Raw genomic sequence first — 21324 nt, forward strand, 5'->3', positions numbered from 1 at the left:
GACTCGGTCTAACGGCAATCAGTCGAGAGTCGAACCACTGACCGGAACGCCACGCTCCGGGAAGAACAGGCGCTGCAGTTCGGTGCCCGGGCTTTCCGCGCGCATGAACGCTTCGCCCACCAGGAACGCATAAACGTCGCTGATTTCCATCAACTCGACATCGGCACGGTTGAGGATGCCGCTCTCGGTAATCACCATACGGTCGCGCGGGATGCGCGGCAGCAGGTCGAGGGTGGTTTCCAGGCTGACGTCGAAGGTGTGCAGGTTGCGGTTGTTGACCCCGACCAGCGGCGTGTCGAGGGTTTTCAGTGCGCGTTCCAGCTCATCGCCATCGTGCACTTCCACCAGCACATCGAGACCCACGCCTTTGGCCACCGAGGCCAGCTCAGCCATTTTCACGTCGTCCAGTGCGGAGACGATCAACAGCACGCAGTCGGCGCCCAGCGCGCGGGCTTCGACGATCTGGTACGGATCGATCATGAAGTCCTTGCGGATCACCGGCAATTTGCACGCGGCGCGGGCCTGTTGCAGGTAGGCATCGGCGCCCTGGAAGTAGTCGATATCAGTCAGTACGGACAGACAGGTCGCACCGCCCTTCTCGTAGCTCTTGGCAATGTCGGCAGGCACGAAGTTCTCGCGGATCACGCCTTTGCTCGGCGAAGCCTTTTTGATTTCGGCGATCACCGCCGGTTGCTTCTTCTTGGCCTGCGCCAGCAATGCCTGGGCAAAACCACGGGGTGCATCGGCCGCCTTGGCCAGACTTTCCAGCTCGCTCAGGCTGACGCGAGCGCTACGCTCGGCGACTTCCTGGACTTTGCGCGCCAGAATGTTTTCCAGAACCGTCGGTACACTCATCCCTCATTCTCCACTTTGAATACCGCGGTAAAGGCACCCAACTCCTCGAGTTTTTCCCGAGCAAGACCGGTGTGCAGAGCATCGTGCGCAAGTGCCACGCCTTCTTTGAGACTGGTCGACAGGTCAGCCGCGTACAGCGCCGCACCGGCATTGAGCACAATCATTTCGGCAGCTTTCTGGCCGTTCTCGGTCTTGCGCTTGCCCAGCGCATCGCGAATCAGCGCCAACGACGCTTCCGGGCCTTCGACCGAGAGGCCGTGCAGGCTCTGGCTCTTCATGCCCAGATCTTCCGGCTCGACCCAATATTCGGTGATTTCGTTGTTCTTCAGTTCAGCGACGAAGGTCGGCGCGGCGAGACTGAACTCGTCCAGACCGTCCTTCGAATGCACCACCAGTACGTGCTTGCTGCCCAGGCGCTGCAAGACTTCGGCCAATGGCCGGCACAGCGCGGGCGTAAACACGCCCACCACCTGATGTTTGACACCGGCCGGATTCGTAAGCGGGCCGAGCATGTTGAACAGCGTACGCAGGCCGAGATCGCGACGCGGGCCAGCGGCGTACTTCATGGCTTTGTGATGAGTCTGGGCAAACATGAAACCGATGCCGACGTTGTCGATGCAACGGGCGACCTGTACCGGCGTCAGGTTCAGGTAGATGCCGGCTGCTTCGAGCAAGTCGGCGCTGCCGCTCTTGCCCGATACCGCGCGGTTGCCGTGCTTGGCCACGGTACAACCGGCTGCCGCGACGACAAACGCGGACGCCGTCGACACGTTGAAAATGTTCGCACCGTCACCGCCAGTGCCGACCACATCGACCACGCCGTCGAGGGTCTTGAGTTCGACCTGATCGGCCAGCTCACGCATCACCGAAACGGCGCCGACGATTTCATCGATGCTCTCGCTCTTCATGCGCATGGCCATCATGAATGCGCCGATCTGCGCCTCGGTGCATTGACCGGTCATGATTTCGCGCATCACGTCGCGCATTTCTTCGGTGCTGAGGTCGAGGTGTTCGACGATACGGCTCAGGGCTGTCTTGATATTCATGGGAAGTCCTTAGCGCGTGCCGCCGGTTTGTTTGAGGAAGTTGGCAAACAGTTCATGGCCCTGCTCGGTCAGGATCGACTCAGGGTGGAACTGTACGCCCTCAATGTTCAGGGTCTTGTGCCGCAGGCCCATGATTTCGTCGACTGAACCATCATCGTGCTGCGTCCACGCGGTCAGCTCAAGGCACTCGGGCAAAGTATCGTGCTTGACGATCAGCGAGTGGTAGCGGGTAACCGTCAGCGGATGATTCAGACCGGCGAAAACGCCCTTGTCCTCATGGAATACCGGGCTAGTCTTACCGTGCATCACCTGACGGGCACGCACGACATCGCCGCCGAACGCTTGGCCAATCGATTGATGGCCGAGGCAGACGCCGAGGATCGGCAGTTTGCCGGCGAAATGCTTGATGGCTTCGATGGAAATGCCGGCTTCGGTCGGCGTGCACGGGCCTGGCGAGACCACGATGCGCTCGGGGTTGAGCGCTTCGATTTCGGCGACGGTCAGTTCGTCGTTGCGCACGACTTTGACCTCGGCACCCAGCTCGCCGAGGTACTGCACAACGTTGTAAGTAAAGGAGTCGTAGTTGTCGATCATCAGCAACATGGCGTTTCGAACCTCTTGAATTCTGACTTGAAGACAGCCTTCGAATGACTTGCCCGCAGGGCGCTGCACGATGTCGGACGCGCAGGTGGCGTCGGCACAGCGGCATTTCAAACGGGCAAGGAAGGCAAAGCGATACAGATCCGGCCGGGCCGGCAGAAAAGATTCAGGCGCGCCAACGCCAACGGGCGTGTGCCTTGATGACTTGATCCAGAAGTTTGCTGACGATCAACACGGGGAAGGTCTCGTTCATACGTTCCGGCACAGTAACTTAGCTGGACGGAGCGTGCAATATGGCGGGGCTGACGGGGGACAAAACTAAGGGAGGCTTCGCGACCGATGGCAAAACGCCGGGAGTTTTTGGTACTGTCGTTTCGTTCACCTACAACAATAAATAAACGGACTTGCTCATGATCAAACAGACGTTGTTTGTACCGCTCGCCGGTTGCCTGCTCGCCATGGCTTGCGCCCAGGCGTACGCAGCACCCGCGCCCTACTCTAACTTCATCGTCTTCGGCGACAGCCTGAACGATGCCGGGACCTTCAAGGACAGCGGCGGCCCGGCCGGCGCCACGCAGCGCTACACCAACCGCACCGGTCCGCTGTACAAGGACGGTACCGGAGAAAACCGTGACCTCAACGCCACCCAGATCATCGGCGGCAAACTCGGTTTCAACCCCGACCAGACCGCCTCCTCGTCCTCGGCCGTGCGCGCCGGTGAAGGTCTGGCCGATGGCAACAACTGGGCGGTGGGCGGTTACCGTACCGACCAGATCCTCGACTCGATCACCACCCAGTCCGCCACCGGCGAACGCACCCGCAGCGGTTACCTGCCGTCGAACGGCTTCCGTGCCGACCCGAACGCGCTGTATTACCTGTCGGGGGGCGGCAACGATTTCCTTCAAGGCCGCGTACTCAGTCTCGATCAGGCCAGCGCCGCAGCCGATCGCCTGGCCGACAGCGCCCGCACGCTGCAAGGCGCCGGCGCCAAATACATCATGGTCTGGCTGCTGCCGGACATCGGCCTGACCCCGGCCATCAACGGCTCGCCGCTGCAGGGTTTCACCTCGCAGCTCAGCGCCCAGTTCAACACCGAGCTGGTCAAGCAGTTGCAGGGCATCAACGCCGAAATCATCCCGCTGAACATCCCGGTGCTGCTCAAAGAAGCGTTCGCCAACCCGGCGCAGTTCGGCCTCGCGACCGACCAGAACCTGACGGCCACCTGCTTCAGCGGCAACAGTTGCACCGAGAACGCCCGATACGGCATCAACAGCGCTACGCCGGATCCGACCAAGCTGATCTACAACGACGCAGTGCACCCGACCGAAGCCGGCCAGCGCTTGATTGCCGACTACGCCTACTCGCTGCTCGCCGCCCCTTGGGAGCTGACCCTGCTGCCGGAAATGGCCCAGGGTTCGTTGCGCGCGCATCAGGATGAACTGCGCAATCAATGGCTGGCCGATTGGGAAAACTGGCAAGCCGTGGGCCAATGGCGCGCCATCGTTGCCGGCGGCGGTCAACATCAGGACTTCGACGGCCAACACAGCGCCGCCAGTGCCGACGGCAACGGCTACAACCTGAACATCGGCGGCAGCTATCGCGTCAACGAAGCCTGGCGCGTCGGTTTGGCCGCAGGTTTCTATAACCAGAAACTCGAAGCCGGCGACGCCGACTCGGAATACAAACTCAACTCCTACATGGGCACCGCGTTCGCCCAGTATCAGCAAAACCGCTGGTGGGGCGATCTGGCGATGACCGCCGGCAAACTCGACTACGACAGCCTCAAGCGTAAATTCCAGCTTGGGGTCAACGAGCGCGGAGAGAAAGGCGATACCGACGGTTACGTGCTGGCGATCAGCGGCCGCCTCGGCTACGACATCGCGCAGCAGGCCAGCAGCCCGTGGCACCTGTCGCCGTTCGTCAGCGCCGACTTTGGCAAGACCGAAGTCGATGGCTACTCGGAAAAAGGCGCGGATTCCACAGCGCTGACCTTCGATGACCAGTCGCGCAACTCGCGGCGTCTGGGCGTGGGTATCCAGGGCAAGTACCAGATCACCGCGCAGACTGAAGTGTTCGGTGAGTTCGCTCACGAACGTGAGTACAACGACGACCGCCAGGATCTGACCATCAACCTCAACAGCCTGCCGGGCAACCGTTTCACGCTCGAAGGCTACGAGCCGCAGACCAACCTCAATCGCCTGAACCTGGGCGTGAGCCATAAGCTCACGCAGGATTTGGCGTTGCGCGCCAGCTACAACGTGCGCAAGGATGATGACTTTACCCAGCAGGGGGTGAACGTCGGGGTCAGTCTCGATTTCTGATCTGCTGGCATAAAAAACGCGGCGCCCTCACAGGCGCCGCGTTTTTTTATGGCTGATCACAACACAATGTGGGAGCGGGCTTGCTCGCGAAAGCGGTGTATCAGCCGACATCCATTTTGAATGCCAGCCCGTATTCGCGAGCAAGCCCGCTCCCACAGGGGGATTGTGTGGACTCAGCTTTCCGGAGTCTGCTCAGCCAGGGCCACGGCGCGGAACATCGCGCGGCGTTTGTTCAGGGTTTCTTCCCATTCCAGCGCCGGCACCGAGTCGGCAACAATACCGCCACCGGCCTGCACGTGCAGTTCGCCGTTTTTGATCACCGCGGTACGAATCGCAATCGCGGTGTCCATGTTGCCGTTCCAGGCGAAGTAACCGACCGCACCGCCATATACGCCACGCTTGACCGGCTCCAGTTCGTCGATGATTTCCATCGCACGGATCTTCGGCGCGCCGGACAAGGTGCCCGCCGGCAGAATCGCCCGCAGCGCGTCCATCGCGGTCAGCCCGGCCTTCAACTGGCCGGTGACGTTGGAGACGATGTGCATCACGTTGGAATAACGCTCGATGACCATTTTCTCGGTGAGCTTCACCGAACCGATTTCCGAAACCCGGCCAGTGTCGTTACGACCCAGATCGATCAGCATCAAGTGCTCGGCGATCTCCTTGTCGTCCGACAGCAGATCCTCTTCCAGCGCCAGATCCGCCTCTTCGGTGGCTCCGCGTGGACGAGTGCCGGCAATCGGGCGCACGGTGATCAAATTGTCTTCGACCCGCACCAGCACTTCCGGCGAACTGCCGACGACGTGGAAGTCGCCGAAGTTGAAGAAGTACATGTACGGCGTCGGGTTGAAGCAACGCAGGGCACGATACAGATCGATCGGCGCCGCCTTGAAGTCGATCGACATGCGCTGCGACGGCACGACCTGCATGCAATCGCCCGCGAGGATGTACTCCTTGATGGTGTCGACGGCTTTTTCGTAGTCGCTCTGGGTGAAACTGGAGCGAAACAGCGGATCAGCCGCTTGTTGCTTGCTGAAATCCAGGCCACGGCGCGGGGTGATCGGCTGGCGCAGTTTCTCCAGCAGTGCCTGCAATTGCGCCTGGCCTTGCTCGTAAGCATCGGCTTGCGCCGGGTCGGCCAGAACAATCGCGTGCATCTTGCCGGCGAGGTTGTCGAACACCACCACGGCATCGGAAACCATCAGCAGAATGTCCGGCACGCCCAGTGGATCCGGGTTCGGGCATTTGCCCAGACGTTTCTCGACATAGCGCACGCAGTCGTAACCGAAGTAGCCGACCAGCCCCCCATTGAAACGCGGCAGACCGGCGATGGTCGGCACGTTGTAGCGGGCCTTGAAGGTTTCGACGAAAGCCAGCGGGTCTTCGACGTCATGGCTTTCGGTCTCGACGCCATCGACGGTGATGCTCACGTGATGGTCGTGCACCCGCAGCACAGTGCGGCACGGCAGGCCGATGATCGAGTAACGACCCCATTTCTCGCCGCCCTGCACCGATTCGAGCAGGTAGGAGTTTGGCTGGTCGGCCAGTTTCAGGTAGATCGACAGCGGGGTGTCGAAGTCGGCCAGGGTTTCGCAGGCCAACGGAATGCGGTTGTAGCCGTCAGCGGCCAGGCGCAGGAATTCTTCGCGGATCATGGGGTGCCTCGTGGTGTGAGGGGCAAATCAGTCAGGTGTGCAAACGCGCCGGCAAGCCGGCCAGGCATCAGTCAGGCGCGCCAACGCCAGCGGGCCAGGGCCTTGATGACTTTCATCCAGAGTTTGCGGGTGACCACCACGATGGCGTTTCCAGAATGGGATTGAGCAGCGTCGGGCAACGTTATCTCAGCGGCTGTACCGAGGCAACCGGGAATTAGCTTGCGCAGATCGTCGATCACCAGTGCCGGGGATTCCTCGGCAATCGGTCGACCGTGGTTGTAGCCGTAGCTCAGCGCCACGCACTTGACCCCCGCCGCTTTCGCCGCCAGCACGTCGCTGCGCGAATCGCCGACGAACAGCGATTGCGAGGCCGGGATGTTGGCCATTTTCATCACGAAGAACAGTGCCGCCGGGTCGGGTTTCTTTTGCGGTAGCGTATCGCCACCGATGATCCACTTGAAGTAGCGGCCGATCTTCATCTGATCCAGCAGCGGCGCGACAAAACGCTCCGGCTTGTTGGTGATCAATGCCATGGCCACGCCCTGTTTGTGCAGCCATTTGAGAGTGTCGCGTACGCCGGGATAGACCACGGTCAGCTCATGACTGGCGCCATAGGCCTCCATGAACACTTCCAGCGCGTGCTCGGCCTCGACGTCATCCACCGCCGAATGATCGATGCCACCGGCCAGCGCCCGGCGCACCAGCACCGGTGCGCCATTGCCGACCCACTCGCGTACCGCCTCGATACCGGCAGGCTTGCGGCCGAGGGAGAGCAGCATGGTGTCCACCGCCGCCGCCAGGTCGGGAACCGAGTCGATCAACGTGCCATCCAGATCGAACATCACCAACCGTGGCAGTTGCCCCGGGAACAGCTGCTCAAAACCGCTCATGGGCGCGCCAGCGCCAGTTCGGAACGCATCTTGTCGATGACTTCCTGATAGTTCGGTGCATTGAAGATCGCCGAACCGGCCACAAAGGTGTCAGCGCCAGCGGCCGCGATTTCACGGATGTTGTTGACGTTGACGCCGCCGTCGATTTCCAGACGAATGTCGCGGCCCGAGGCATCGATGATCGCCCGCGCTTCGCGCAGTTTGTCGAGGGTGCCAGGAATGAACTTCTGCCCGCCGAAGCCCGGGTTGACGCTCATCAGCAAGACCATGTCGACCTTGTCGATCACGTACTTGAGCACGTCCAGCGGGGTCGCCGGGTTGAACACCAAGCCGGATTTGCAGCCGCCTTCACGGATCAGTTGCAGCGAACGATCGACGTGCAGCGTGGCTTCCGGGTGGAAAGTGATGTAGGTCGCGCCGGCCTCGATGAAGTCGCCAACGATGCGATCCACCGGGCTGACCATCAGGTGCGCGTCGATCGGCGCGGTGATGCCGTACTTGCGCAGTGCCGCGCAAACCATCGGGCCGATGGTCAGGTTCGGCACGTAGTGGTTGTCCATGACATCGAAGTGGACGAAGTCGGCACCGGCGGCCAGAACGTTGTCCACTTCCTCGCCGAGGCGGGCGAAGTCGGCGGAGAGAATCGACGGAGCAATTACGAAGGGCTGCATGACGCACCTTTTCTGAGCTAAATCACGATGGCGCGCATTGTATACCTCAAGTTTCCGTGCGCGCACCGTGACCGCGATGATCAGTACGCCGCTCGGTAGATCTTCTCGATATCCGCAGCGCTGAGCTTGCGCGGGTTGTTGCGCATCAAACGCTCGATTCCCGCGGCCTCCACGGCCATGGCCGGGATCGCCTCTTCCGGCACACCGAAACTGCGCAGCCCGCCAGGAATTTCCACCGCAGCGCACAGGTCGGTCATCGCCTGCACGGCTTTGTCCGCCGCCTCGGTGACGCTCAGATGAACGGTCTTCACCCCCATGGCTTCGGCGATATCCTGCATGCGCTCGACGCAGGCCATCTTGTTCCAGGTCATGACATACGGCAGCAACAACGCGTTACTGACGCCATGGGCGATGTTGAAGCGCCCGCCCAACGGATAGGCCAACGCATGCACCGCGCCGACTCCGGCATTGCCGAACGCCATCCCGGCCATCAGGCTGGCGGTGGCCATGTCCTCACGGGCCTGCAGATTGGCGCCATTGGCATAGGCCTTGGGCAGCGACTTGGCAATCAACCTGATTGCGCCGAGCGCCAGCGAATCGGTGATCGGCGAAGCGTTGACCGACAGATAGGATTCGATGGCATGCACCAGCGCATCAACACCACTGGCGGCGGTGACGCTGCGCGGGCAGGTCAGGGTCATTTGCGGGCTGACCAGCGCCACGTCCGGCAACAGGTAGTCGCTGACGATGCCTTTCTTCAGTTGCGCGACCTTGTCGGAGAGGATGGCGACGTTGGTCACTTCCGAGCCGGTGCCGGCGGTGGTCGGGATGGCGATCAGCGGCGGGCCTTTGCGCGGCACCTGATCGACGCCGAACAGGTCTTCCAGCGCGCCGTGATAGCCGGCGTACGCGGCAACGCTCTTGGCGATGTCGATGGCACTGCCGCCGCCCAGGCCGATCAAGCCGTCATGCCCGCCCTCGCGATACACGCGCATGCAATCTTCGACGATGGCGATTTCCGGGTCCGGTAGCACCCGGTCGAAGATCTCGTACTCGCGCCCGCCCAATTGGCACAGCGCCAGCTCCACGGTGCCGGACTTGACCAGCGCGGCGTCGGTGACAATCAGCGGGTTGTCGATATCGAGGCGGGTGAGTTCGGCGGCCAGTTGCTCGATGGCCCCGGCGCCGGTGATCAGTTTGTGAGCGATTTTGAACTGGGACAGACTCATCGTGCGCAGCCTCTTATAGATGTGGGAGCTGAGCACAAGCGTAGCTGAGGGTTTGGGGTTGTCTGGTATTCAGTTGGTGAATAATCAAGAGCAAAAGCCCCTCACCCTAACCCTCTCCCGGAGGGAGAGGGGACTGACCGAGCTGCACTCTCGAAGTCCATCGACGTGCAATACCGAGTCGAACTCAGATTCTGAACAGCATGAAGATCTGCTCCCTTCCCCCCTCGCCCCCTTGGGGGAGAGGGCTGGGGTGAGGGGGTGGCTTTTGATCTGGGCGTCAGACCTGCGCGGTACGCAGTTTCTCGCTACGGCCACGCAGCCATTCCAGCGTCAGTAACAAAATCACCGAAAAAGCGATCAGCAAGGTGGCCGCCGCCGCAATCGTCGGGCTGAGGTTCTCGCGGATCCCGCTGAACATCTGCCGTGGCAAGGTCGCTTGCTCGGGGCCGGCGAGGAACAGCGTCACCACCACTTCATCGAACGAAGTGGCAAAGGCAAACAGCGCCCCGGAAATCACCCCCGGCGCAATTAACGGCAGAGTCACCCGACGGAACGTGGTCAATGGCGAAGCGCCAAGGCTGGCCGCCGCCCGCACCAGATTGTGGTTGAACCCCTGCAACGTCGCCGACACGGTGATGATCACGAACGGCACACCGAGCACCGCGTGCACCACGATCAACGAGAAGAAGCTATTGCCCAGTCCCAGCGGTGCGAAGAACAGATAACTCGCCACACCAATGATCACCACCGGCACCACCATCGGCGAAATCACCAGCGCCATCACCAACGCCTTGCCGGGGAAGTCGCCACGGGTCAGGCCGATCGCGGCCAGCGTACCGAAGACCATCGCCAGCACGGTCGCCGCGGGGGCGACGATGATGCTGTTCTTCAGCGAACGCATCCATTCCGCCGAGGCGAAGAAGTCCTGGTACCAATGCAGGGAAAAGCCCTGCAGCGGATACACCAGGAAACTGCCCGAGTTGAACGACAGCGGCACGATGACCAGCACCGGCAGAATCAGGAACAGCAGGATCAGGCCGCAGAGGATCCGCAAGCTGTAGAACCACACCCGTTCGATGGGCGACATGTAAGGACTCAGCATTTCAAATTCCCCTTAGCTCAGACGCAGGCGACTGGCGCCCACCAGCCAGCTGTAGATCAGATAAAGCACCACGGTCGCCAGCAGCAACAGGCCGCCCAGTGCAGTGGCCATGCCCCAGTTGATGCTGGTGTTGGTGTAGAACGCGACGAAGTAACTGACCATCTGATCGTTCGGGCTGCCGAGCAGCGCCGGGGTGATGTAGTAGCCGATGGCGAGGATGAACACCAACAGGCAACCGGCACCGACGCCGGCATAAGTCTGCGGGAAATATACCCGCCAGAAACTGGCGAACGGATGGCAGCCCAACGAGATGGCGGCGCGCATGTAGGTTGGCGAGATGCCTTTCATCACGCTGTAGATCGGCAGGATCATGAACGGCAGCAGGATGTGCACCATCGAGATGTAGACCCCGGTGCGGTTGAACACCAGCTCCAGCGGCTTATCAATGATGCCCATCGCCATCAGTGCGCTGTTGATCAGTCCACCCGATTGCAGCAACACGATCCACGCCGCGACCCGCACCAGAATCGAGGTCCAGAACGGCAGCAGCACCAGAATCATCAGCAGGTTGCTCTGCCGCGATGGCAGGTTCGCCAGCAGGTAAGCCAGTGGATAGGCGAGGAACAGGCAGATCACGGTGATGATCAGGCCCATCCAGAACGTGCGGGCGAAGATGTCGAGGTAGATCGCCTGATCCGGGGTGGCCGGGGCCAGTTCGCCGAGATCATCGATACGGTGATCCACCGCCGCCAGCAGGTAGTAAGGCGTGATGCTGCTGGTGTTGCGTTTGACCGCTTGCCAGTAGGCCGGATCGCCCCAACGCTCATCGAGCGCTTCGAGGGCTTCTTTATAGGAGGCCGGTTCGCTGGCGAAGGGCAGCGCCCGGGCGGTTTTGGTCAGCAGGCTGCGATAGCCGGCCAACTCCATGTTCAAGCGCTTGGACAGATCGCCCAGCGTCTGGTTTTTGCGGGCTTCGGCGAGATCTTCGCCGGCCGCTTTGTACACCGGTTCAGCCGGCAAGCCGCGGCCGTCCCAACTGGCGATGGCCGCCACGGTGCGCGGCATGCCGCCGACCACTTCCGGGTTGCCGACGCTTTTGTAGAGCAGCGCCACGATCGGCACCAGAAACACCAGCAACAGAAACAGTACCAGCGGCGCAATCAACGCCTGGGCCTTCCAGCGGTTGACCCGCTCGGCGCGCTTGAGCTTCTGCTTCAAGGTGGGGCTGGCGCCCTCGTTCAGGGGAACGGCGATGGCCATGACGTACTCCGCAAATCTTTGATCGTTACAGAGGTGGCGAACCACCTCTGTTGTGTTGAAACACCACAGGTCTCAGAGGAGTTTTTGTGGCGAGGGGATTTATCCCCGATCGGCTGCGCAGCAGTCGTAAAACCTGAGAATCCGGTTTATCTGACACACCGAGCGGGTATGGCTTCGGGGGCTGCTTCGCAACCCATCGGGGATAAATCCCCTCACCACACAAGCTCCTTCGCCACAAAGTCTTCCTTCAGACTGTGGTTATTTCGCAGCCCAGGAATTGAAGCGCTGCTCCAGTTGCTCGCCGTTATCAGCCCAGAAGCTGACGTCGATCTGCACCTGGTTGGCGATGTTTTCCGGGGTGGTCGGCATGTCTTTCAGCACGTCCTTGCTCAGCAGCGGTACGGCTTGGGTGTTGGCCGGGCCGTAGGCGATGTTTTCCGAGTAGGTCTTCTGTTGCTGCGGCTGAACCGAGTAGGCGATGAATTTCTTCGCCGCTTCGGCGCGCTTGGCGTCCAGACCTTTCGGGATGGCCCACGCATCGAAGTCGTAGATGCCGCCATTCCACACCACTTTCAGGTTGGATTCTTTCTGCACGGCGGCGATGCGACCGTTGTAGGCCGAGCTCATGACCACGTCACCGGAAGCAAGGTATTGCGGCGGTTGTGCACCGGCCTCCCACCACTGAATGCTTGGCTTGAGTTCATCGAGTTTCTTGAACGCGCGATCCTGCCCTCCCTTGCTCGCCAGCTCTTTATAAACGTCCTTCGGTGCAACACCGTCGGCCATCAGCGCGAATTCCAGGGTGTACTTGGCGCCTTTGCGCAGGCCACGCTTGCCCGGGAATTTCTTGGTGTCCCAGAAATCGGCCCAACTGGTTGGCGCGGTTTTCAGCTTGTCGGCGTTGTACGCGAGCACGGTCGACCAGACGAAGAAGCCCACGCCGCATGGCTGAATCGCGCCTTTGACGTAGTCTTCAGTCTTGCCGAACAGCGCCGGGTCGAGCTGTTCGAACATGTCTTCATCGCAACCACGGGACAGCTCTGGCGATTCAACTTCCACCAGATCCCACGACACGCTCTTGGTGTCGACCATGGCTTTGACCTTGGCCATTTCGCCGTTGTACTCGCCGGCAACGATCTTGCCGTTGCCCGCCGCTTCCCATGGTGCGTAGAAGGCTTTGACTTGCGCCGCCTTGTTCGCCCCGCCAAACGACACCACAGTCAGATCGGGACCGGCGGCCATTGCGCTGGCCGCACCCATCAGGCCCAGGGTCAGGGCGGTGAACTTCAGGGATCTCAACATTTATTGTTCTCTCCACGTGCAGGGTTGGTGTTGGTATTGCCGGGGCGCTTAGTGCGCCTCTAGAAGAGGATCGAGTGCGCGAACGTGCTCGACCTGCCAGCCAAGCGGAACCACGTCGCCGACCGCGAGCGCTGGATCGAGCTCGGCAATCGGTTGTTTCACGAAGAAGTCGGTCTTGCCGCAGACTTCCAGGCGAACCCGGACGTGGTCGCCCAGATAGATGAATTCCGCCACCCTCCCTGAGAAGCGGTTGACGCATTGGTCGCTCGAACCATTGAGGCTGACGCGCTCCGGGCGGATCGACAGGGTCACCGGTTCGCCGGTCTGGCCGACGTTGACCGCCAGCGCCTCGACCTTCTCGCCCCGGCCCAACTCGACCACGCAACGCTCGCCGCTCTGGCTGAGCAGTCGGCCGTTGAGGCGGTTGTTCTCGCCGATGAAGTTGGCGACGAAGGTGTTTTTCGGTTCTTCGTAAAGCGTGCGCGGCGGGGCGATCTGCTGGATCTCGCCCTGATGAAACACGGCGACGCGGTCGGACATGGTCAGCGCTTCACCCTGGTCGTGGGTCACGTAGACCACGGTCACGCCGAGGCGCTGGTGCAGGTGCTTGATCTCCATCTGCATGTGTTCGCGCAGTTGCTTGTCGAGTGCGCCCAGCGGTTCGTCCATCAGCACCAGTTGCGGTTCGAACACCAGCGCCCGCGCCAGCGCCACACGCTGCTGCTGACCGCCGGAGAGTTGTGCCGGATAGCGCGAAGCGAACGCGTCAAGCTGGACCATGCTCAGGACCTTCTTGACCTTGTCGCTGACGTCGCTCTTGTTCAGGCCACGTACGGTCAGCGGAAAGGCCAGGTTCTCGGCCACGGTCATGTGCGGGAACAGCGCGTAGTTCTGGAACACCATGCCGATGTCACGCTTGTGCGGCGGCACGTTGTTGATTGCACGGCCGGCCAGGAGGATTTCGCCAGCGGTCGGGGTTTCGAACCCGGCGAGCATCATCAGGCTGGTGGTCTTGCCCGAGCCGGACGGTCCGAGCAGGGTCAGGAACTCGCCTTTGCGAATGTCCAGGTTGAGGTCTTTGACGATCAGGTTCTCGCCGTCGTAGCTCTTCTGCACTCCACGAAAGCTGACCAGCACGTCACTGGCCCCTGCGTTTGAATCGACCTGGCTCATACCCACACCTTTGTTATTGGTAACTGCTGTGGATTAAGCCTAGTGGCTGGCGCCAGCCACGCAAATCGGGGCGCAGGAGAGAATCGCCTCAGCCGGATGGAAGGTTGGGGGTAGGGATTGCCCTACAAGGATGGCGCGTTTTGGCAAGCGAGCGACGAGCGCCATGCTGCGAGCCGCAAGAACAAGCAAAAGCGCGTGTCGCTGATGGATATGCCCACAATGGCAGGCCAGATGGAGATTCCCTGTGGGAGCGGGCTTGCTCGCGAATGCGGTATGTCAGTCAATGAATGATTGGATGACCCACCGCATTCGCGAGCAAGCCCGCTCCCACATTAGAAATATGGCGTTCTCAGAGGAGTTTGTGCTCCATCGCGTATTTGACCAGCTCGGCCAGCGAGGTGATGTTGAGCTTCTGCATCAGCCGCGCCTTGTGGGTGCTGATGGTCTTGCTGCTCAGCGCCAGTTGTTGGGCGATGTCGTTGACGTTGGCGCCTTGGGCCAGGCGCTCGAACACCGAGAACTCACGCTCGGACAGCAGCGAATGCAACGGACGCGTGTCGGTCAGGCCGACTTCGAAGACCATGCGGTCGGCCAGTTCCGGGTCGATGTAGCGCCCGCCGGCCGCCACCTTGCGAATCGCCGTCAGCAGCAATGCCGGATCGCTGTCCTTGGTCGCATAGCCGGCGGCGCCGACCTTCAGTGCACGGGCGGCCATTTGCGCCTCGTCGTGCATCGACAGCACCAAAATCGCCGGTGGATTGTTCAGCGCGCGAATCCGCGGAATCGCCTCCAACCCATTGACGCCAGGCATCGAGATGTCCAGCAACACCACTTCACACGGCACGCTGCGTAGGGTTTCGAGCAACTGCTCGCCATTGCTCGCCTCCCCCACCACTTGCAGATCCTTGGCCAGGCCGATCAATTGCTTGATGCCTTCACGGACGATGGTGTGGTCTTCGGCTACCAGTACACGGATCAAATTTTTTCTCCAGATTTCAGGTACACACCAAACCCTGTGGGAGCGAGCCTGCTCGCGATAGCGTCAGCGCAAACACCACAAACCTTCAAACCTCATTCACCGGCACCCACACATGCAGACTGGTGCCCTCCCCCGGCTCACTCTCCAGTACCAGCCGCCCTCCCATGATCAAAACCCGCTCGCGCATACCGACCAAACCAAAGGACGTCGGCCGATCCGCCGCAGCGACAAAGCCTACGCCATCGTCGCTGACCGTCAGACACAACTCATCGCCTTCCAGCGCCAGTGTCAGCTCCACAGTATGCGCCTGAGCATGGCGCATGACGTTGGTCAGCGCCTCCTGCAGGATTCGGAACAGCCCGATCGCCTTGGCATCGCTGAGCGCCGGCAGATTGTCCGGCACCTGCACCAGACACGGAATCTGCGTACGCGCCTCGAAGCGCCGCGCCTGCCACTCGATCGCCGAGGCGATCCCGGCATCGAGGATCGGCGGGCGCAGCGCCGTCGCCACATCGCGCACCAACTGGAACAACTGGGCGATCAGGCGCTTCATGCTGTTCAAGCGCTCGTGCAGCCCCGGGTCGAGCTGCGCATAGGCCAGCTCGCACATCGAGGTTTCCAGCTTCAGCACCGTGAGCATCTGCCCCAGTTCATCGTGCACTTCCCGGGCGATCCGCGCCTTCTCTTCTTCGCGCACGCTTTCCAGGTGCGCCGACAATTCGCGCAGTTGCTCGCGGGAGGCGGCCAGCTCCAGCTCGATGCGCTTGCTTTCGCTGATGTCCCAGACGATGCCGTCCCAGACATAGGCGCCATCCTCCAGCTGTCGGGTGATTGCCTTGATCTCGGCCCAGCGCTGCTCGCCCTGACGGGTGAGGATGCGACCCTGCCACGACCAGTCACTGTCAGTGTCCAGCGCTTGATCCTGAGTCTGGTGGTAACTGGCCCTGTCGTCCGGGTGCACCAGACTGCGCAAGCCCATGTCGCGATGGGCGATGGCGGCCGGCGCATAGCCGACCAGACTCTCGCTGCCCTCGCTGATGTAGGCGAAATCGATCTGACCGGTCACCGGCGCCCGCTCCAGGCGGAACACCAGCCCCGGAACGTTGGCGGCGATGCCTTGCAGGCGCGCTTCACTTTCCTGCAACGCGGCCAGGGCGCGGCGGCGCTCGGTGACGTCGGTGAGATAAACCACCAGATACTCGCTGTCGCGAAAACGCAGAAAACTCAGCGAGACGTCCGCCGGCAGGATGCCGCCATCGGCGCGCACGCAACTGGTTTCAAAACTCAGCGGCCCTTCTTCACTGGCCCGCGCGCGTTTCCACAGGTTGAGCCAGCGATCCATGTGCAGGCCGGGTTCGAAGTCGATCAGCGGCCGTTCGATCAGCGCGCCCTGTGGATAACCGAGCATGTGTTCCGCAGCGCGGTTGGCGTAGCGCACATGGCTATCCCAGTTGACCCAGAGAATGCCGACGGTGCTTTGATCGATGGAAAACTGGGTCAGGCGCAAGGCTTCTTCGCTGGCCGCGCGCAGGGCGATGTCTTCACGTGCAGCCAGCAGACGCTGTTCGAGGCTGTGTTGCTGGCGTCGTTGCCAGAACACGATGGCCAGGCAACTGAGCAGCAACACCGCGAACAGCAGACTGAGGTTCTGCCAGAACCCCGGCGATTCCGTCAGCCGTGGGTACTTGGGTTGCAGCCATTGGTTGTGCAGGCGCTCCAGATCCTTGGCCGGGATCGCTCGCAAGGCGCTTTCGATGATCCCGGCCAATTGCGGCCAGTCGCGCCGCGTGGCAACCCGCAACAGCTGCGGCAAGCCGATATCGCCGACCACCACCAGCCCGGCGAACTCAGGTTCGGCGGACAACCGCCCGAGTTGCGCTTCATCTATCACGGCGTAGGACGCTTGTTGAGTCAGCAACAGTTGCAGCGCCTGACGCTCCAGCGGCACGCCTTGCAGATTCAGGTGCGGATAATTGCTGCGCAAATAATCGGCGGTGACGCTGGGCATGCGCACCGCGACGCGGGACAGGCTGTCGAGCTTTTCCAGCTCGACCACGCCGCCGCTCTTCTGGTCGCTGACCACCAGTTGCGGCACACGCATGTAAGGATCGGAAAACAGCCACAGGCGCAGCGCACCCGGGGTCTGGGTCAGGCCCGGGGCGATGTCGATTTCACCTTCGCGGGCGGCCTCCTCCAGTTGCGCCAGGTCCTGAAAATTGCGCCAGCTCAGCTCGACGTTCAGCGTCTTGGCCAGCGCCTTCATCAATTCGACATTGGCCCCGGACAGTCGCTGCAAGCGCCGGTCGTATTGCGCGTACGGCGCCTGCAATACCAGGCCAACGCGCAGCTCACGGTGTTGCGCCAGCCATTGCTGCTCGCAGGGCGTCAACAGCGCTGCATGCGCCGCCGGCGCAGACGCCGCCCAGCCCATCAAGGGAAAACACAACCAGCCGATAACCCACAGGCAGCAAAAACGCATCATTGAAGTCTCTTGCACTGACAAATTCTGACCAACCCATTAGGCTGCCGGGATACTTTTCTGGCCTGGAATAACCGATGCCCTCTGTCTACCGCCTGGCAATGCCAGCATTGTGCCTGTCGCTGATCCTGCCTTGTGCGTTTTCCGTCGAGGCCGCCGATCCGGCGCCCGCCTCCACCGCCGAGCAACCGGCCGCCGAAAAACCGGCCGAACGCCAGCCACTGCTTGAGCGTAGTCAGGAAGAAGCCGCGGCACTCGAACGCAAAGTCCCGGCACAAGAACAGCAGCAATTGCAGGCCGGCGCCGATACTTTCCTCGCCCTGTGGAAACCGGCCAACACTGCCGAGCCCAAAGGTGCGGTGATTATCGTCCCCGGCGCCGGCGAAACCGCTGACTGGCCGCAAGTGATCGGCCCACTGCGCAGCAAATTGCCCGATGTCGAGTGGAGCAGCCTGAGTATCACCCTGCCGGATCTGCAAAGCGATGTCATCGCACCGCGGGTGATTGCGCCCTCTGCCGCGCCGAAAGCCCCGGAAAGTGGCAGCAAGGATTCCACCACTGCGCAACCGATCGAACAGGCGGCGGGCGGTGAAGCGGAAGTGGCGGATCAGGTGGTCGCCGAAACGACTGAAGAACAATCCAAGGCTGATGCCGAGCGGATCTTTGCGCGGATCGATGCGGCGATCGCCTACGCCGAGCAGCAAAGCGCACGCCGGGTCGTGGTCCTCGGTCACGGTACGGGCGCGTACTGGGCAGCGCGCTTTCTCAGCGAGCGGCAGAGTTCCCAGGTCGAGAAACTGGTGATGGTCGATGCGCAAACGCCGAGCAAGGCCAAGCCACAGCTGGCCGAGCTGACGCCGACCCTGAAGTTGCCGACCGCCGACATTTTCTACATGGACAAGGCTCTGGATCGCAACGCGGCGCTGGAGCGCATGCAGGCCAGCAAGCGTTTGAAGACTTCGACCTTCAGCCAGGTGGCGCTCAAGGCGTTACCGGATAAAAAGGCTGAGCAGGAACAAATGTTCCGGCGGGTGCGTGGCTGGTTGAATCCGCAGAAGACTGACTGATAGATCGAGTGGCCCCATTCGCGAGCAAGCCCGCTCCCACCCTGATCGCATTCCATCTGTAGGAATGCGATCAGGGTGGGAGCGGGCTTGCTCGCGAAGAGGCCCTCATCAACAACTCACCTCTAACGATCAGCGAAAATCCCGTCGCGCTCGAATCAACGTAAACGCGTTGTGCAGCTCGCGGGTTTTCTCGGTCGCGTCACGCACCTGCTCCGGCGTTGCGCCGCTGCCGGCGATCTTGTCCGGGTGATGACGGCTGAGCAGCCGGCGATAGGCACGCTTGATCTGCGCCGGCTCGCTGGTCGCCGACACCCCGAGCAGGCGCATCGCTTCCTGATAACTCACCGCCGCACTGACAATCGGCCGTTTATTGGGCTCGTAATCATTGGCCAGCGCCTGAATCTGGTGGGTTGTCCAACCCAGCCACTTGCCCCACTGCGCCAACAATTCACGCTCACTGACGCCCGCACGACCGTCGGCCCAGACCATCCGCCAGCAGGCGCGCAACACGCCCTCGGCGGCATGCGGCTGAGTACTCAGGCGGCGCAGATAACCGCGCAGGCGGTCGCAGCCGGACTTGCCGCGATTGAACGCAGCAATCGCCCGCCGCCGCGCCGGCTCGCTCATTTCCAGGGCGTTCATTTCATGGCGCGCCTGCTGGATATGGCCGTCCGTCACTCGCCCGTCACTCTTGGCCAGACGCCCGAGCAACACGAACAGCAATTCGTCGTTGCGCAACATCGGCCGTCCGCCGAGTTTTTCCCGCAAGTGCCCCCAGCTTTGCAGATGCAGGCGCCGATCCAGCGCCTGTCCCAACAATGCCCCAAGCATGGCCCCCGGAATGCTGGCAATCGCAAAACCCGCTCCGGCTCCAATCAGAGTCCCTGGCCACAACATATCAACGACTCGCTTCTATCAATGCTTCAGCTTCGGCCAGACGCTCATGCGTACCGACATCCACCCAGTGACCTTTCAGACGCTCACCGCTGACCTGTCCGTCAGCCATGGCTTTGCGCAGCAGTGGTGCGAGCTTGAATGCGCCGTCCGCGCAGCCATCGAACAACTGCGGATGGAGCACGGCGATGCCGCTGTAGGTCAGGGTTTGCGCGCCTTGCTGGCCATCCTGTACCCGGCCGTCAGTCAGAGTGAAATCGCCCGTCGGATGATGAGCCGGGTTGTCCGCCAGTACGAGATGCGCCAGACCGTTGATCGGTTGATGCAGCACGCTGAAGTCGTAATCGGTCCAGATATCGCCGTTGACCACCAGGAACGCATCGTCACCGAGTAACGGCAAGGCGCGGAAAATGCCGCCGCCGGTTTCCAGCGGCTCACCTTCCGGCGAGTACTGGATGCTCAAACCGAACTGCGAACCGTCGCCCAGGTAATCCTCGATCTGCTGACCGAGCCAGGCATGGTTGATCACGATCTCGCTGAAACCAGCCGCCGCCAGCGCGCGCAGGTGATATTCGATCAACGGCACGCCGCCGGCACGCACCAGCGGTTTGGGGGTGGTCAGGGTCAGCGGGCGCATACGCTCGCCCTTGCCTGCCGCCAGAATCATCGCTTTCATGCGCTCACTCCGCCACGCAGACTGGCGAGCAATGCCTGCAGGTCAGCCAGTTCAGGACGGCGCGCGATCACCGCTTCTATATAGGCGAAGAAACGCGGCACGTCGGCCAGGTAGCGCGGCTTGCCATCGCGATGGCAGATCCGCGCAAAAATGCCGATGACTTTCAGGTGGCGTTGTACGCCCATCAGGTCGCTGGCGCGCAGGAAGTCTTCGAAGTCAGCCTGCACCGGGATGTCCAGCGCCGCGGCTTGCTGCCAGTAACTTTCCAGCCAGCCGCGCACGCGTTCTTCAGGCCAGCTGAGGAAAGCGTCCTTGAACAGGCAGGTCACGTCGTAGGTGACCGGGCCGTAGACCGCATCCTGAAAATCCAGTACGCCCGGATTCGGCTCGCTGAGCATCAGATTGCGCGGCATGTAGTCGCGGTGCACCAGCACTTTCGGCTGGGCCAGGGCGCTGTCGATCAGCAGATCGCTGACGGCTTGCCATTGTTGCTGCTGTGCCGCGTCGAACTCGATGCCGAGTTCGCGCTTTACGTACCACTCGGGGAACAGTTCCAGCTCGCGGCGCAGCAGCGCCACGTCGTAACTCGGCAGCGGTGCGACCATCGGCAATTGCTGAAAAGCCAACAGTGCCTGCAGGGCATCGCTGAACAAAGCGTCGGCATTTTCGCTGTCGATCACGTCCAGATAGGTCTTGTTGCCCAGGTCATTGAGCAAAAGAAATCCGCGTTCGAGGTCTTCTGCATAAATTTTCGGCACGTTAATTCCGGATTTCGCCAGCAAAAAGGCGATATCCACGAACGGTTTGCAGTTTTCCTGGGGTGGCGGCGCGTCCATCACGACGAAGCTGCGCCCCTCTCCTTCCCAGCGGAAATAACGGCGGAAACTCGCGTCACTGCTGGCCGCGGTCAACGTGGCCGGGGGCACGGCGCCCCAGCCCTGATCTGCAAACAGGATTGCCAACTGCTCATCGAGCCAAACTTTCAGGTGTTGCAAGCGTACATCTTGGTCAGGCATTGCAAGGGTCTCCGACGGCGCTAGCCGTCAAGCGGGTCATGCTTTATTATCCAGCATCTTTTTCAGACCATCGAGAGGCGTGCGGCCCACACCGCGGGCAGATGGCACG

The 21324-nt window shown here is 61.6% G+C and carries 18 protein-coding genes; 2 read left to right on the forward strand and 16 right to left on the reverse strand.

The genetic code is table 11. The annotated features are described in order from the left end of the window. Window positions 1-18: 18 nt before the first annotated feature. Genes trpC through E4T63_RS25375 form a run of 3 tightly spaced genes read right to left on the reverse strand, consistent with a single transcriptional unit; the run spans window position 19 to window position 2504 of the window. Window positions 19-855: an indole-3-glycerol phosphate synthase TrpC gene (gene trpC / locus E4T63_RS25365; RefSeq protein WP_097089157.1), complete on the reverse strand. Its 837-nt coding sequence runs from the start codon at window positions 853-855 to the stop codon at window positions 19-21. Further along, window positions 852-1901 (reverse strand): anthranilate phosphoribosyltransferase, encoded by a 1050-nt coding sequence (gene trpD / locus E4T63_RS25370; RefSeq protein ID WP_135296675.1) that lies wholly within the window; start codon window positions 1899-1901, stop codon window positions 852-854. Before trpD ends, trpC begins: the two co-directional genes overlap by 4 nt. A gap of 9 nt (window positions 1902-1910) precedes the next feature. Next, window positions 1911-2504: an aminodeoxychorismate/anthranilate synthase component II gene (locus E4T63_RS25375; protein WP_047596412.1), complete on the reverse strand. Its 594-nt coding sequence runs from the start codon at window positions 2502-2504 to the stop codon at window positions 1911-1913. A gap of 407 nt (window positions 2505-2911) precedes the next feature. Here E4T63_RS25375 and estP point away from each other — a divergent pair, with 407 nt between their 5' ends. Next, a complete protein-coding gene (gene estP / locus E4T63_RS25380) occupies window positions 2912-4822 on the forward strand; it encodes an esterase EstP (RefSeq protein ID WP_134787463.1) in 1911 nt (636 codons plus the stop codon). A gap of 173 nt (window positions 4823-4995) precedes the next feature. Here estP and trpE read toward each other — a convergent pair whose 3' ends face one another. The 10 genes from trpE to E4T63_RS25435 all read right to left on the reverse strand — a co-directional run bounded on the left by trpE (window position 4996) and on the right by E4T63_RS25435 (window position 17565). Continuing rightward, a complete protein-coding gene (gene trpE / locus E4T63_RS25390; RefSeq protein ID WP_098965895.1) occupies window positions 4996-6477 on the reverse strand; it encodes an anthranilate synthase component I in 1482 nt (493 codons plus the stop codon). Between the two features lie 71 nt (window positions 6478-6548). Beyond that, window positions 6549-7367 (reverse strand): phosphoglycolate phosphatase, encoded by an 819-nt coding sequence (locus E4T63_RS25395; RefSeq protein ID WP_095137402.1) that lies wholly within the window; start codon window positions 7365-7367, stop codon window positions 6549-6551. After that, window positions 7364-8038 (reverse strand): ribulose-phosphate 3-epimerase, encoded by a 675-nt coding sequence (rpe, locus tag E4T63_RS25400; RefSeq protein ID WP_003228808.1) that lies wholly within the window; start codon window positions 8036-8038, stop codon window positions 7364-7366. Before rpe ends, E4T63_RS25395 begins: the two co-directional genes overlap by 4 nt. Window positions 8039-8118: 80 nt before the next feature. Continuing rightward, window positions 8119-9267 carry an iron-containing alcohol dehydrogenase gene (locus E4T63_RS25405; RefSeq protein ID WP_135296676.1) on the reverse strand — a complete coding sequence of 383 codons (1149 nt, stop codon included), beginning with the start codon at window positions 9265-9267 and terminating at the stop codon, window positions 8119-8121. 277 nt (window positions 9268-9544) lie between these two features. Beyond that, entirely contained in the window at window positions 9545-10369 is an 825-nt protein-coding gene (locus tag E4T63_RS25410; protein WP_041070101.1) for an ABC transporter permease, read from the reverse strand. A 12-nt stretch (window positions 10370-10381) separates the two neighbouring features. Then, the gene (locus E4T63_RS25415) at window positions 10382-11629 is read right to left on the reverse strand and encodes an ABC transporter permease (RefSeq protein WP_098965898.1); all 1248 of its coding nucleotides are present in this window, start codon (window positions 11627-11629) and stop codon (window positions 10382-10384) included. Window positions 11630-11887: 258 nt separating this feature from the next. After that, window positions 11888-12931, reverse strand: a complete 1044-nt coding sequence (locus E4T63_RS25420; protein ID WP_027610727.1) for an ABC transporter substrate-binding protein — start codon at window positions 12929-12931, stop codon at window positions 11888-11890. 48 nt (window positions 12932-12979) lie between these two features. Then, complete coding sequence (locus E4T63_RS25425) at window positions 12980-14104, reverse strand: ABC transporter ATP-binding protein (protein WP_007966453.1); 1125 nt, start codon at window positions 14102-14104, stop codon at window positions 12980-12982. Window positions 14105-14453: 349 nt separating this feature from the next. Beyond that, window positions 14454-15083 (reverse strand): response regulator, encoded by a 630-nt coding sequence (locus tag E4T63_RS25430; protein WP_003228820.1) that lies wholly within the window; start codon window positions 15081-15083, stop codon window positions 14454-14456. A gap of 85 nt (window positions 15084-15168) precedes the next feature. Beyond that, complete coding sequence (locus E4T63_RS25435; RefSeq protein ID WP_135296677.1) at window positions 15169-17565, reverse strand: PAS domain-containing sensor histidine kinase; 2397 nt, start codon at window positions 17563-17565, stop codon at window positions 15169-15171. 74 nt (window positions 17566-17639) lie between these two features. Between E4T63_RS25435 and E4T63_RS25440 the strand changes: the two genes are divergently transcribed. Continuing rightward, the gene (locus E4T63_RS25440; protein WP_135296678.1) at window positions 17640-18629 is read left to right on the forward strand and encodes an alpha/beta hydrolase family protein; all 990 of its coding nucleotides are present in this window, start codon (window positions 17640-17642) and stop codon (window positions 18627-18629) included. A gap of 129 nt (window positions 18630-18758) precedes the next feature. On the opposite strand, the gene E4T63_RS25445 is transcribed toward E4T63_RS25440, so the two are convergent. The 3 genes from E4T63_RS25445 to E4T63_RS25455 are packed head-to-tail and all read right to left on the reverse strand — an operon-like array spanning window position 18759 to window position 21215. Then, complete coding sequence (locus E4T63_RS25445; protein ID WP_135296679.1) at window positions 18759-19526, reverse strand: TerB family tellurite resistance protein; 768 nt, start codon at window positions 19524-19526, stop codon at window positions 18759-18761. A gap of 1 nt (window position 19527) precedes the next feature. Next, window positions 19528-20199: an N-acetylmuramate alpha-1-phosphate uridylyltransferase MurU gene (gene murU, locus E4T63_RS25450; RefSeq protein ID WP_135296680.1), complete on the reverse strand. Its 672-nt coding sequence runs from the start codon at window positions 20197-20199 to the stop codon at window positions 19528-19530. Beyond that, on the reverse strand, window positions 20196-21215 hold the full coding sequence (locus tag E4T63_RS25455) for an aminoglycoside phosphotransferase family protein (protein ID WP_135296681.1): 1020 nt from the start codon (window positions 21213-21215) through the stop codon (window positions 20196-20198). Before E4T63_RS25455 ends, murU begins: the two co-directional genes overlap by 4 nt. Window positions 21216-21324: the final 109 nt, after the last annotated feature.

It is taken from the genome of Pseudomonas fluorescens (genome assembly GCF_004683905.1).
GTDB lineage: Bacteria > Pseudomonadota > Gammaproteobacteria > Pseudomonadales > Pseudomonadaceae > Aquipseudomonas > Aquipseudomonas putida_A.

Excerpts from the sequence above, each read along its gene's own strand:
- murU (WP_135296680.1), bottom strand. The coding sequence starts at position 20,199 with ATGAAAGCGATGATTCTGGCGGCAGGCAAGGGCGAGCGTATGCGCCCG.
- E4T63_RS25405 (WP_135296676.1), bottom strand. The coding sequence starts at position 9,267 with ATGAGTCTGTCCCAGTTCAAAATCGCTCACAAACTGATCACCGGCGCC.
- E4T63_RS25420 (WP_027610727.1), bottom strand. The coding sequence starts at position 12,931 with ATGTTGAGATCCCTGAAGTTCACCGCCCTGACCCTGGGCCTGATGGGT.
- trpC (WP_097089157.1), bottom strand. The coding sequence starts at position 855 with ATGAGTGTACCGACGGTTCTGGAAAACATTCTGGCGCGCAAAGTCCAG.
- trpE (WP_098965895.1), bottom strand. The coding sequence starts at position 6,477 with ATGATCCGCGAAGAATTCCTGCGCCTGGCCGCTGACGGCTACAACCGC.
- E4T63_RS25415 (WP_098965898.1), bottom strand. The coding sequence starts at position 11,629 with ATGGCCATCGCCGTTCCCCTGAACGAGGGCGCCAGCCCCACCTTGAAG.
- E4T63_RS25445 (WP_135296679.1), bottom strand. The coding sequence starts at position 19,526 with ATGTTGTGGCCAGGGACTCTGATTGGAGCCGGAGCGGGTTTTGCGATT.
- E4T63_RS25395 (WP_095137402.1), bottom strand. The coding sequence starts at position 7,367 with ATGAGCGGTTTTGAGCAGCTGTTCCCGGGGCAACTGCCACGGTTGGTG.
- E4T63_RS25440 (WP_135296678.1), top strand. The coding sequence starts at position 17,640 with ATGCCCTCTGTCTACCGCCTGGCAATGCCAGCATTGTGCCTGTCGCTG.
- trpD (WP_135296675.1), bottom strand. The coding sequence starts at position 1,901 with ATGAATATCAAGACAGCCCTGAGCCGTATCGTCGAACACCTCGACCTC.
- E4T63_RS25425 (WP_007966453.1), bottom strand. The coding sequence starts at position 14,104 with ATGAGCCAGGTCGATTCAAACGCAGGGGCCAGTGACGTGCTGGTCAGC.
- E4T63_RS25455 (WP_135296681.1), bottom strand. The coding sequence starts at position 21,215 with ATGCCTGACCAAGATGTACGCTTGCAACACCTGAAAGTTTGGCTCGAT.
- E4T63_RS25410 (WP_041070101.1), bottom strand. The coding sequence starts at position 10,369 with ATGCTGAGTCCTTACATGTCGCCCATCGAACGGGTGTGGTTCTACAGC.
- E4T63_RS25375 (WP_047596412.1), bottom strand. The coding sequence starts at position 2,504 with ATGTTGCTGATGATCGACAACTACGACTCCTTTACTTACAACGTTGTG.
- E4T63_RS25435 (WP_135296677.1), bottom strand. The coding sequence starts at position 17,565 with ATGATGCGTTTTTGCTGCCTGTGGGTTATCGGCTGGTTGTGTTTTCCC.
- estP (WP_134787463.1), top strand. The coding sequence starts at position 2,912 with ATGATCAAACAGACGTTGTTTGTACCGCTCGCCGGTTGCCTGCTCGCC.
- rpe (WP_003228808.1), bottom strand. The coding sequence starts at position 8,038 with ATGCAGCCCTTCGTAATTGCTCCGTCGATTCTCTCCGCCGACTTCGCC.